General features: G+C 60.3%; 10 protein-coding genes. 2 read left to right on the top strand and 8 right to left on the bottom strand.

What is annotated here, in order from left to right:
• Positions 1–23: 23 nt before the first annotated feature.
• The gene (locus ACP90_RS05655; RefSeq protein ID WP_023003057.1) at positions 24–899 is read left to right on the top strand and encodes a transglutaminase family protein; all 876 of its coding nucleotides are present in this window, start codon (positions 24–26) and stop codon (positions 897–899) included.
• Between the two features lie 138 nt (positions 900–1,037).
• Positions 1,038–2,474, top strand: coding sequence for a serine protease (locus ACP90_RS05650; RefSeq protein WP_062487242.1), 1,437 nt, complete (start codon positions 1,038–1,040; stop codon positions 2,472–2,474).
• A 38-nt stretch (positions 2,475–2,512) separates the two neighbouring features.
• Here ACP90_RS05650 and ACP90_RS05645 read toward each other — a convergent pair whose 3' ends face one another.
• The 8 genes from ACP90_RS05645 to ACP90_RS05610 all read right to left on the bottom strand — a co-directional run bounded on the left by ACP90_RS05645 (position 2,513) and on the right by ACP90_RS05610 (position 12,023).
• The gene (locus ACP90_RS05645; RefSeq protein WP_023003055.1) at positions 2,513–3,571 is read right to left on the bottom strand and encodes an ABC transporter ATP-binding protein; all 1,059 of its coding nucleotides are present in this window, start codon (positions 3,569–3,571) and stop codon (positions 2,513–2,515) included.
• A 10-nt stretch (positions 3,572–3,581) separates the two neighbouring features.
• Positions 3,582–4,871: a trehalase family glycosidase gene (locus tag ACP90_RS05640; RefSeq protein WP_062487240.1), complete on the bottom strand. Its 1,290-nt coding sequence runs from the start codon at positions 4,869–4,871 to the stop codon at positions 3,582–3,584.
• Positions 4,872–4,914: 43 nt separating this feature from the next.
• A complete protein-coding gene (locus tag ACP90_RS05635; RefSeq protein ID WP_062487238.1) occupies positions 4,915–6,147 on the bottom strand; it encodes a carbohydrate ABC transporter permease in 1,233 nt (410 codons plus the stop codon).
• Positions 6,144–7,448 carry a sugar ABC transporter permease gene (locus ACP90_RS05630; protein ID WP_062487236.1) on the bottom strand — a complete coding sequence of 435 codons (1,305 nt, stop codon included), beginning with the start codon at positions 7,446–7,448 and terminating at the stop codon, positions 6,144–6,146. Before ACP90_RS05630 ends, ACP90_RS05635 begins: the two co-directional genes overlap by 4 nt.
• A gap of 200 nt (positions 7,449–7,648) precedes the next feature.
• Entirely contained in the window at positions 7,649–8,998 is a 1,350-nt protein-coding gene (locus ACP90_RS05625; RefSeq protein ID WP_055656322.1) for an extracellular solute-binding protein, read from the bottom strand.
• 1 nt (position 8,999) lies between these two features.
• The gene (locus ACP90_RS05620; protein WP_062487234.1) at positions 9,000–10,106 is read right to left on the bottom strand and encodes a substrate-binding domain-containing protein; all 1,107 of its coding nucleotides are present in this window, start codon (positions 10,104–10,106) and stop codon (positions 9,000–9,002) included.
• Between the two features lie 297 nt (positions 10,107–10,403).
• Positions 10,404–10,814, bottom strand: a complete 411-nt coding sequence (rbsD, locus tag ACP90_RS05615) for a D-ribose pyranase (RefSeq protein ID WP_062487232.1) — start codon at positions 10,812–10,814, stop codon at positions 10,404–10,406.
• A 27-nt stretch (positions 10,815–10,841) separates the two neighbouring features.
• Positions 10,842–12,023, bottom strand: coding sequence for a GAK system CofD-like protein (locus tag ACP90_RS05610; RefSeq protein WP_062487230.1), 1,182 nt, complete (start codon positions 12,021–12,023; stop codon positions 10,842–10,844).
• Positions 12,024–12,095: the final 72 nt, after the last annotated feature.

Here is a 12,095-nt window from a genome sequence, read left to right as displayed (position 1 = left end):
GACACGCCCGACGCGAGGCGCCCGTGCATTACGATGTAACGCTTGAAATCACTTACGACTATGCCAGCCCGGCCAACTACGGACATCATGCGCTCCGGCTGATGCCGGCGACCATTCCCGGCGAGCAGAAGCTGATGGCAGGGCAGATCCATATCGTGCCTGGCCCTTCTGAGCGTCACGACCGAACGGACTTCTTCGGCAATGCTGTCACCGACGTTGCCTACCGGCGCAGCCACAGCGAACTCAGTTTCAAGCTGAAGGCCCGTATCGACAGAACAGCGGTACCGGAAGAACTCGACATTTCACCGCCGTTGCACGCCCTGGCAAGGGAGCTCTCCGGCGTTCAGTCGCTTGCCCCCAGGGCGCCGGTCCATTTTCTTTCAGCCTCGCCGCGCCTGCCCCTCGACCCCGCATTTGCAGTCTATGCGCAGGACCATGTCGTCCCGGGCATGAGCACGATTTCCGCCGTCGAAGCCATCGGCAAGGCCTTGAACACGGACATGCGTTTCGATGCCGAGGCCACAACAGTCGACACTCCGGCCATCGAGGCGTTCGAGAGACGTCATGGCGTCTGCCAGGATTTTTCGCACATCATGATCGCATGCCTCAGAAGCATCGGCATTCCGGCAGGCTACGTCAGCGGCTTTCTCCGGACCATTCCGCCGGAAGGCCAGGAACGGCTGGAAGGTGCGGATGCCATGCACGCCTGGGTCAGGGCCTGGTGCGGCATCGAGATAGGCTGGATCGAATATGACCCCACCAATGCTCTCAGGGTCGGACAGGATCACATCGTTGTCGCGCATGGCCGCGACTACGGAGACGCGGCACCGGTGAAAGGCGTGTTGCGCACGTCAGGGTCTCAAACCACCGATCACAAGGTCGATGTTGTTCCGCTTTGAAACATGGTTTTTCAGGCCGCTCCATCTGAACACCGCCTCCGGAGTTTTATCGCGAGATATCCCCGGCTGAGCAGCGCGAGCCTGTTTCCATCATCGCCGTTTTGCTAAAATGTGGAACGCGACCAAGGGGAGCTGGTTATGCGTTCGTTTCTTCATGCCATCGTGTTTTTGCTGGTATCAGCCGGCACCGTGCAGGCAGGTTACGATCAGTCCAAGGACTGGTTCCATGCCAGGGACTGGCGAGAACGGGTCCGGATCCAGTTCCTGCTGGTCTTTACGGGAGACTACGCCTCACAGGTGGACGGAACCTTCGGCAGGCTCACCTATAACGCCCTCACAACTTTCCAGAAGCACCGGGACTTCACCCCGAACGGTGTGCTCGACGACGAGCAGATGCAGATCCTCCAGCGCGATGGCCTAGACCTTGTCGAACGGGTCGGTTTTGAAACCTACAAGGACCCCGTTTCCGGATTGCAGCTCGGCGTTCCGGGCAAGCTCTTCGAACCGTCCACCCAGACTCCGCGCGGACACCTCTGGCGGGCCTACGACAACAGCATCGAACTGGAAACCCTGCAGGTTTCGGCGGAAGAAACCGACTACGCGGCCCTCTACAAGCGTCTGACCGATACCAGCGACGGGCGGACCGTGGAGCACAAGCAATTCCGGAATGACTACTTCGTCGTCTCCGGTCGGCAGGATGGGCGTGATTTCTACCTGCGCATGATGAAGACCTCTTCGGACAGCCGCGGCTTTTCGCTTGCCTGGCAGGCACGCCATGCCGTCTTCATGGACCGCGTGGCAGTTGCCATGTCGAACAGCATGACGTTTTACGACGGAACGGATGAGGAGAAACTGGACGCGGTCACATCAGCTCCCGGCCTGCAGGTTCTGGAAGAGGACAACAGCAGCAATCCGCTTCCCAAGGGAGCCCGCAAGGATATTATCGGCCGCAAGACCTCCTCCTCCGGCAGCGGCTATTTCCTGACGAGCGAAGGCCACATCGGCACCAATGCGCATGTGGTCGGCAACTGCCGCTCGCTGGATATTCCAGGCCACGGTACCGCGAGGCTGGTGAAGGCGGACACGGAAAACGACCTCGCGATCCTGCAGCTCGACAGCGGCAAGTCGGATCATGTTGCGCAGTTCCGCTCAAAACAGCCGATCGTTCGCGGAGAGGAGATTTTCGTGATCGGCTATCCCTTTGCCCAGATCCTGGACAACAACCTGAATTTCACTCCCGGCATGATCTCGTCGCTGGCAGGCGTCAAGGGCGACAGCCGCCATTTCATGCTGACAGCACCGGTACAGCCAGGCAATTCAGGTGGCCCGGTTCTGGACAGGACGGGGGCTGTTGTCGGCACTGTTGTGTCTCGTCTGGACAAGTTCAAGACGCTCAAACTGGCCGGTGACCTGCCGGAAAACGTGAATTTCGCGGTCAGGGGCAAGCTGATGGCGGAGTTCATGGAAGATCTCGGCCTGGCGCCTTCCTACAACACCATAACCAACATCAAGAGCCCGACCCGGATCGACGAGGAGGCTTCTCAATACACCGTGCTGGTGCTCTGCCGGAACTGAACCCGCCGAAAAGGCCGGGTTCATTCCGACAGACAGTCTTAGCGGATGGCCTTGTCTTCACCGTCGAAGAAATGCAGGCGACTCTCGTCGAAGGTCAGACCAACACGAGTGCCCTCCTCCACGTCTTCGGCACCGCTGATGCGCACCAGGATCGTTTCAAGCCCGTCGAGCGCCACGTAAAGGAAGGTGTCTGCACCCAGATATTCGGCCACTTCCACCGTTCCGGTGCAATGCCCCTCGCCCGGTGTTGCAAGGCTGATGTGCTCCGGACGGATGCCGAGTTTCACCGGTGTTTGCCCGCTGCCGGCATACGGATAAGGACCGCCGCCATGCCCGCGCAGCGAAAACCGTCCTTCTTCGAGTGAACAGGGCAACACGTTCATCTTCGGCGAACCGATGAACTGGGCCACGAACAGATTGTCCGGCCGTTCATAAAGTTCGCGCGGCGATCCGACCTGTTCGATCCTGCCGGCCTGCAACACCACGATCTTGTCGGCCAGCGTCATGGCTTCCACCTGATCGTGTGTCACGTAGATCATCGTGGTGCCGAGGCTCTTGTGGAGCCGGGCGACCTCAAAACGCATTTCAACGCGAAGCGCTGCGTCCAGGTTCGACAACGGTTCATCGAACAGGAAGGCACTTGGCTCGCGAACGATGGCGCGGCCGATGGCTACCCGCTGGCGCTGTCCCCCCGAAAGCGCCTTGGGGCGCCGGTCGAGATATTCGTCCAGCTTCAGCACTTCGGCAGCCGCATTCACCTTGCGGTCGATCTCCGCCTTGGGAAACCCTGCGGTCTTCAGACCGAAACCGACGTTCTCGCGCACCGACATATGCGGGTAAAGCGCGTAGGATTGGAAGACCATCGACAGTCCCCGCCCCGATGGCGGCAGTGCAGTGACGTCCTTGCCATCGATCTCGATAGCACCACGGCTGGTTTCCTCAAGCCCTGAGATCAGACGCAACAGTGTCGACTTCCCGCAGCCGGACGGTCCGACAAAGATGACGAATTCGCCATCCTTGATGTCGAGGTCGATGCCCTTGATGACCTGCAGGTTGCCGAACCACTTTTCAACCTTGTTGAGCTGGATCGCTCCCATCGCGTCCCCCTTAAGCTGCCTGCTCGGCGTGTGAAGGCGAAGCCCAGGTCAGCCAGATGGCCGACGTCCAGGAGAACGATCCGCCACCTGCTCCTGCGCCCGTTTCGGGGCTGAAATATTCCGCAAAGCCCCCGGTTTCGATCAGCCGCGCGGTGTCGGCGCGCAGTCGTTCCGCCCGGACGGCATCGCCTGCTTCGGCAAAGCCTTTCGCGATCATGTAATTGATCATCGCCCACACCGGTCCGCGCCAATACCGCAAGGGCTCGTAACTGCGGTGATCGGGATCATAGGACGGCATCAGGTATTCGACCCGCTCCGCGATCCTGTCGAAATGTCCCTGAAGCGCACCAAGGGTCTGCGGATCATGGAGCCCGGCATAGAGCGCCAGGAAGGAAGCACTGGAGATGCCATCTGTCTGCTTGCCGCGACGCTCGTCAAAAGCGACATGTGCCTTGACCTCATCATTCCAAAGCGTCCGGCTGCCTTTTTCCATCGCCGCGATCCACCCTCGGATCTCGTCGGCTTCCGCACTCATGCCGAGTTTTTCGGCCAGCGCGAGAAGATCCCGGTTGGCGCGCAGGAAGATGAAGGTAACGCCCGGGTCGGCAACGAAGAACGGGCAGGTTTCGGCAACTTTTTTCGGATCCCAGCCTACCTTACGGCAAGCAGCGACAATGCTGAGATAGCGGTCGTAGTCCTCCTTGTGCGGCCGCATGGCCGGATCGACATGAGAGGTGTCCTTCCGCTCATAGGGACCAATGTCCTTGACCTCGACCGCCCGAAGTGCCTCGTCCCAGTCCGGCAGGTTGTCCCGGCCGGATTCCCAGGGGTGAATAACTGCAATGACGCCAAGGTTTTTCGGGTCGCGATAGGCAAGATACCAGCGATGCCAGGCCATCAGTTTCGGCAACAAGGCCTTCGCCCGCTCCAGTGCCTTGCCGGTCCGGTCAGCCTCCACCAGGCTATGGACGACGGACGCGGCCACCGGCGGCTGGGAATGACCGGAACTCGGGATCGGACCGCCGTCGGTTCCCCACACGCCCGGTCCGGGAAAATAGCTCGGATCGTCCTTGCGAAACAGGATGTGCGGCACCATTCCGTCGCGCCACTGACCCTGGAACAGCATCTCGATTTCCTGCCAGGCCCGGTCCTGGTCGAATTCCGCAAACCCCAGGGCGACAAAGACGGAATCCCAGTTCCACTGGTACGGATAAAGACCCTTCGTCGGGATCGTGTACCCGCCCTGGTCGTTTTCGGTCAGGATGGCCTTTGCCGCCTGGTCTAGATCTGCGTGTGCCACAGCGTACTCCCTCGGGCTCTTCAGAGCCCCTTCTCTTGATCGTTCAACCCTTGACGCTGCCGGCCGTCAGGCCCTGGACAAGGAAACGTTCGAACCACAGGAAAATGAAAAGGACGGGCACGGTCGCAATTACCGCGCCCGCCATGAGATGCTGACGTGGCACCTCGGAGGAATTGAGGGACACCACTCCGCGCGACAGCGTGAAGATGTCCGGATCATCCAGGAACATGAACGCGAACAGGAACTCGTTCCAGGCGATCATGAAGACGTAAAGCGAAACGGAGGCCAGCGCCGGCAGGGACAGCGGCAGGGTGATCTTGAGGATCACGCCGATGCGCGACAGCCCGTCCATCAGCCCGGCTTCTTCCAGTTCGGACGGCAGACCGCGAAAGTACCCCTGCAACATGTAGAGCGCGACCGGGATGGTCGTTGCCGGATAGACGATCAACAGACCGGTGAGCGTGTTGCGCAGGCCAAGCTGCGAGAACACCGCATAGAGCGGGATCACCAGCACGATCGCCGGCACCATGTAGATGAGCAGCACGGAGCGGGCCAGGAATGCCTGCCCCGGAAACCGCAGCCGCGACACGGCATAGGCGCCCGGCACCGAGAACAGCAATGTCAGCACGACGGTTGCCACCGACACGAAGGCGGACACCATCAGGTAACGACCGAAGTTGAACTGGGTGAAAAGCTCGACATAGGACCGGAACAGCCCGCTGATGCCCTGACTGACGTCGATCGACAGGTCCAGCGGATTGGCCAGCAGCGCCTGTTGGCTTTTGAGCGAGGTCATGATCATGACGTAGAACGGCAAGGCGACAATGATCGAGAAGACGACGAAGCCGACGCCCTTCGCGATGCGAATATAGACGACCTCACGCTCGTAGCGCGACATGGCACCAAGCCGGGCCCCACCGAGGCAGATCGCATTGGCACCGGTAACGCCGGCGACAAACATCACCAGACCAAGTCCCTGCCACAAGGAGTGCTGACCAAGCGACAGACCGAAGGGCGCCGCGAAGGAAGCCACCATCAGGACGACGAACAGGACGGCAGCACAAAGCCCCCTGTCCGCCATGGCTCCAGCGCTCCCGGTCGACTGCCTCCAGACCAGAACCAGAGCACTGACAAGCCCCGCAAGACCCGCCGCCGTTGCCTGCGGCTGCGCCACATCGCCGGTCACCAGTGTCAGTGTGACACCGATGACCACCATGGCAGTGACGCCCCAGATCAGGCCGGTCAGCGCCGCGAGAACGATACTGCCGGGTCTCATAGCCCTTCCTCCTTCGGCGAAAAGCGGATGAACAAAGTGGCGAAGGTGACAAGGACGACAAAGACGACCACGGCAACGGCCGCACCGGCGCCGAGATTGGACAGGGCAAATCCCTGCTCATAGACATCGACAGTCAGCGTACGCGTGCCCGCGTTGCCGCCGGTCAGAAGGAAGATGTCGTCGAACTTGTTGAAGGTCCAGATGAAGCGCAGCAGGAACAGGACCGAGAGGATCCCCATCAGTTGCGGCAGCGACAGGTACCAGAACTGTTGCAGCGGCGTCGCCCCGTCCATTTCGGCAGCTTCATACATGTCCGTGTTGATCGACTGCATGCGCGCCAGGATGAACAGGAAAGACAGCGGAAAGTAACGCCAGGCCTCGAAGGCTATCACCGTCGTCAGCGCCAGCGGAAACTCCATCGGAATGCCGAAAACGGAAAACTCGATCGCCCTCTGGCCGAAGAAATTGATCGGATCGGCGACAACGCCCATTTTGGTCAGCAGCGCGTTGAGCGTGCCGGAAAACGGGTCGAACAGCACGACCCAGGTAAAGGCAACCGCGATCACCGGCGAGACGTAGGGAAACAGGAACAGGCCCCGCAGGACACCGCGACCGGGGAAGGTCGTGTTCAGGAGCTGCGCCGCAAAGAGACCCAGCACCAACGCGCCACCCGTCCCGAAGATGGTGTAGTAGAACGTAATGCGCAGCACTGACCAGAACTCGTCCGCGCTGAAGATCCGGCTGAAGTTCTCGAACGTGAATTCGAAGTTGGTCAGCACATTGTTGGCTTCGCCCGAAATAACCGGCTCGCTCGCACGTTCGGGACGGTTTGCATCCAGAAACCCCTGCGACACTGTTCCGACCAGTTCGACGTCTCCGCGCCAGCCAGGCGCTACGGTTCCAAGATCGCACGTCAGCGCGGCGCCATTGAGCGAACAGTTTTCGGAATGCGAAGTCACCGTGAAGCCATCGGGTACTACATCGCTCAGCGTCACGTTGCGGACTTCCTCGTCCTGTGAGGAATTGCGCAGCCGGTATTCCAGCCGGGCCTCGTCGCCTGGTGCTTTTGGCCGGCCACGAACCCGTTCGTTGACGAGCACGGTCGGCGGCCGCAGGTCGGCAAGCTGAACCGGCTTCACACTGATCCAGAAATTGGCAAGCAGCGGTCCGGCAACAATCATCAGGATGATGGCAAATGTCGGCGCCAGCATCAGATACGCCAGCCACATTTCACGCCGCTGCATCGGACCGATGCCTTTCGGCGGCCCTGAGGAAGCGTCAGCTTCGGTTTTGGTGTTCATGTTTCCGCCCGGGGTCTAGATCCCGTTCTGCCGTTGGCGACCGACAAGTCCCAACCGGCAACTGTCTGGAGCCCATCTCGGCTGCCGGCAATTCAGCGGCAGGAGATTGGGAAGGACCGGGCATCCGATAGACGCCCGGTCCGGGCTGTTATGTGCGGGCTTTCCCACCCCCTCGTGGGGTCTTGAGGGGTGGAAAGGCGTTACTGGATCTTGGCCAGTTCCTCGTTGAGCTTGGCAACGGTTGCCGCAGCATCGCGTTCGTCGTCGATGTATTCACGCACCAGACGGTTCATCACCTGGCTGTTGATCATCTTGGAGGCAAGCGAGAGCTGGCCTTCCTTGACGCCCCAGCGGCTGGCGGTGTCGAGACCGGAGACGATGGTCTTGATGGTGTCGGCATCGTAGAGATCGGTCAGCGGCGCCTTGCGGTCGACGCCCACCGGGAGCTTTGCCCAGCCATCGACGAATTCGGTCGCGTTGTCGGCTGAACCACGACGGATCGGAAACTTGCCTTCCGGCGCGATCGACAGGGTCGACAGGTAGCCGTCATCCATGGAGAACTCGACGAACTGCATCGCCGCTTCCGTGTCCGCGTCATTGGTGATGCCGAAGTAGCGGATGTCGGCCCAGGCTGCCCCATCTGGATTGGACGGGCCGCTCAGCGTGGTGACTACACCGGTCTTGGAAGCAAGTTCCGTGGAGGTCGGATCGTCTGTGATGGTCGGCGGAGCGCTGTCCCGCAGGCCGGCAAGCTCATCCAGGATGAACGGCGACCAGATGATCATGGCTGCTTTGCCGGCAAAATAAAGCTCGCGCGACTGCTTCCAGAAGAGGTCACCGGGAGGCGATGCCTTGGCGATTGCCTTGTAGAACTCCAGCGCTTCGACAGTCTTCTTCTCGTCCAGCGGCTTGAAACCGTCATCACCGACAGGGCTGACACCATTGGCCAGAAGGACGTGCTCCAGCACCTGGCTCATGAAGTTCTCGTCAACCTTGGTCGCGGCGACGAAACCGAACATTTCTGGCGGGTTATGCAGTTTTTCGACGGCCGCCAGAATGTCTTCATAGCTGTCCGGAGCGGCAAGGCCGTTTTCCTCAAAGAGGTCCTTGCGGTAGATCACCATCTGGGTCCAGCCGTCCACAGGCACGGAGGCGACGCCGTCCTCAACGGCAGCCATGGCAACCGCACCCGGCGCGAATGTGCCGGCACCCAGTTTTTCAAACACTTCGGTCGCAGCTTCCGTATCCAGGATGCCTGCTTCCGCCCAGGGCAGCGCGTATTGCAGTGTGTGATAGATGACATCCGGCAGATCGCCGGCGGCAAAGGCTGCCGTGGCACGCGTGCCGAGATCGGATTCCGTCACCGGAATGACGTCCACCTCGATGCCTGTCTTTTCCTTGAACGCGGCGGCCATTTCTTCCTGCTTGGCCAGGCGCTCCGGTTGTTCCTCAGTCGTCCAGAACCGCAACGTCTCGGCCTGTGCGGCCGTCAGACCGAGCGTCAGAACGCCCGCGATGGTCGAGGCCAGGAATGTTGTCCTCCCAAACATATTACTCTCCCTTCCTGCCGGAATGTGGCTGTTGGTTCAGCCGGTCGCGGAGCGCGCTTGCAAGCGCCTCCGATGAATTTGCCGGAGCGCCATCCGAGGCGCGCCGGATCAGGTTTGCCTTGGCAAGGGCCTGCAGATCCGTGGGGTTCTTGCCGTCCAGAACATCGATAAGCATGCGGGCAACCCTGCCGCCTGCTTCCTGGGCGCTTTGCGAAAAGGTCGTCAGCGGCGGGTCCAGGTATTCGCCCACCGGCAGGCCGTCATAGCCGACGACGGTAACGTCGGAGCCGACCTTCAGACCAAACTTGCGGCAGTACTGCACCGCTCCGATGGCAAGGGCGTCGGTCACGCACAAAAGTGCGGTCGGTGGCGCCTCCAGCGACAACAGCGCCTCGGCGCCTGCAAAGCCGCCTTTTTCGCTGAGCGGCTGAAGATTTTCCAATGCCGGATCATGCACAAGGCCTAGGGCCTCCAGACCCTGCCTGTACCCGTTGCGGCGCTGAAGCGCGAAGTTGAGTTCCATCGGACCGCCGATGAACCCGATCCGCTCGTGTCCGAGGCTGTAGAGGTGGCGAACGCCGTCAGCAAAGGCCGCCTCGTTATCGATATCGAACCAGGCATAGCCTGCCGGATCGCGCGTGCGGCCGTGGGCGACGAATGGAAAATTCTGTTCCCGCAGATAGGCGATGCGCGGATCGTCCACTTCCGTTCGGGTGACGATGAAACCGTCCACCTTGCGCCTGGCGATCAGCCGCTTCACGGTCTCGATCATGTGTTCGCGTGAATGGGCAGTTGTCACCAGAAGGTCCAGCCCCAGTTCGTCGAGAGCTCTTGCGATGCCGTCGATGAATTCGGACAGGAACGGATCCGCTCCACTGCCGTGACCCACGGGGATGACGATGCCGAGCGTGTCCTGACGTCCGCGCTTCAGATTGCGTGCGGTGGCCGACGGCTGATAGCCCAGATCCTGAACAGCCTTGAGGATACGTTTGCGGGTGGCTTCGGAAATATCGGTGTAATTGTTGAGGACCCGCGACACGGTTCCTTTCGCAACGCCCACATGGCGCGCCACGTCATCAATGGTGACGGAATCGCGAAGTCGCGACATCGATCCTCCCTGCGAGCCCGAAGGGCTCAATTCCCGGCCTGCAGCCTCAAAAGGCAACAGATTGTTTTATTGAGGAAAATTTTTACAAAACCGATTTTGTAAGTCAACAAAATCGGTTTTGGAGATCAAATTTTTATTTTTTGCAGAGCGGGAAGCGACTGACGTTGCAACGAAACATGCCGTCGCAACGTTTCGGAAAACAAAAATGGGAGGAGCACTTCCGCTCCTCCCTCGCATCGGTCAGTTCTCATCGATGGCTGTCGAGACAGGCCTTGCAGACACCGTCTGCGGCGATTGTCAGAACGGTACGCCGGAGACGAGAATCAGATTTGCATAAGGCGTGCATTCACCGGTGCGAATGACCGCACGTGCCTTCGAACAACGCTCCTTGAAGTCCTCGTGAGACATGCGGACATGCTCGATCGGCTTGCCGGTGTCAGCCGCCCAATGGGCCAACCGTACCTCGATCTGCGTGACGAGATCTTCCGATGCCTCGTCCGCAAAGACCGCCTGCTCGACGATCATTTCATCGGCAAGCGCTTCCAGAACATCGAAGAAGGCCGGAATACCGGGGCTGACTGCCAGGTCGATCACACCAACATTGGCAGGAACCGGAAGGCCTGCATCGGCAAGGACGATCTCGTCCATATGGCCGAGCGAGGCTACCAGTTTGCTGAGATGCCGGTTTAGAAGCTTCGTACGTTTCATGGCCTTGTCCTGAATGTTCGGTGGTGCTTACGTCAGCGAAACCAGAGTTTCGCAAAGCGGCACAGGGGCATAATAGGGTGCGGACGCCTTGCTGACGAGATCGAGCCGAAGCACGGAAAGCCCAAGCGCCTGCAGCCCTTCCGTTTCCTTCTCCGGAACCGCTTGGTCGACGATCACGAAGTTTAGCAGGCGGTCGACCGGGCAATCGCTGCCCGCGTCCCGCCGCAAGTAGGCAAGCAGGGTCTGCACCTTGTCGGCAACACTCATCGTGCCGGTTTCCGGATCCTGCCCCGTTCCGGGCACATAGACCTTCGGAACGGTGCGTGCGGCAATGGCTTTTCCGACGCCTTTCGGCAGAAGATTTGCGATCAGGCTGGTATAGAAACTGCCCGGCGCATAACAGATGAGGTCAGCAGACTGGATGAGGCTCCGGTTGCGGTCCGGAAACACTGCTTCCGCAGGGTCCTTGCCGGTCAGCCCCCGATTGAGGAACAGGTTCCTGATCGGCGAGACCAGTGGTGGATGCTCCTTGCCGGTCAGAAGATGCTGGCCGATGACAACCTCGCCATCCTCAAGGTCTGCCCCCAGGTGCAGGTTGTCGTCGGCAACGGCCCGGACGGTGCCCTGTACACCCACCAGCTTGGCCACCAGAAAGATGATCGGTTCAAGTTGCTGGTTCTGGTTGAGGTAACCACCGGCCAGGATCAGGTTGCCGATGCTGGCGCCGCGCAGGTCGAAATCTATCGGGCGTGCGGCGTGAAACATGCCCAGCTGATTCTGGATGAGCGTGCGCATCGGCTGCTCAATCGCCTCCACCAGCGGATGCGTTCCGGCGATCATGCTTTCCAGCTCGGCGGCCAGATCCACTTGCGAGGCTGTTTTCGAAAACCGATGTGTGAACAGGCGAAAAACGTCCGGATGACCGAGCACCGTTTCGTCGGCGAGTGCCATCAACCGGCTTCTGAGATCACCGATGGCCGGCATGTTGAAGGCAATCCTGAGCCCTTGCGAGCTGCCGCCGGAATCGAACGGTGTCACCAGGTGGATGGAATTATGCGTGTAGCGCTTCAGGCACTGGGCGACACCGTTGAGTGCCGATCCACCGCTGAAGAACAACGTCCTCGGGCCAAGCTTGGGATTGGACAGAAACCGTTCGATCCGAAACGGATCCGGCAGGCGCGCCACTCGGGTGATGGTGATTTCAGTCAAGTCCGGTCCCTTGGGAATTCCGGCGCCATTTGCCGGGTAAAGGATTTGCGGGCGTTCGTCCCGGCCAATGCG

The sequence above is a fragment of the Labrenzia sp. CP4 genome, assembly GCF_001579905.1.
Lineage (GTDB): Bacteria > Pseudomonadota > Alphaproteobacteria > Rhizobiales > Stappiaceae > Roseibium > Roseibium algicola.
The sequence above is the reverse complement of the archived record's forward strand: the minus strand, read 5'-3'. Positions and strand labels throughout refer to the sequence as shown.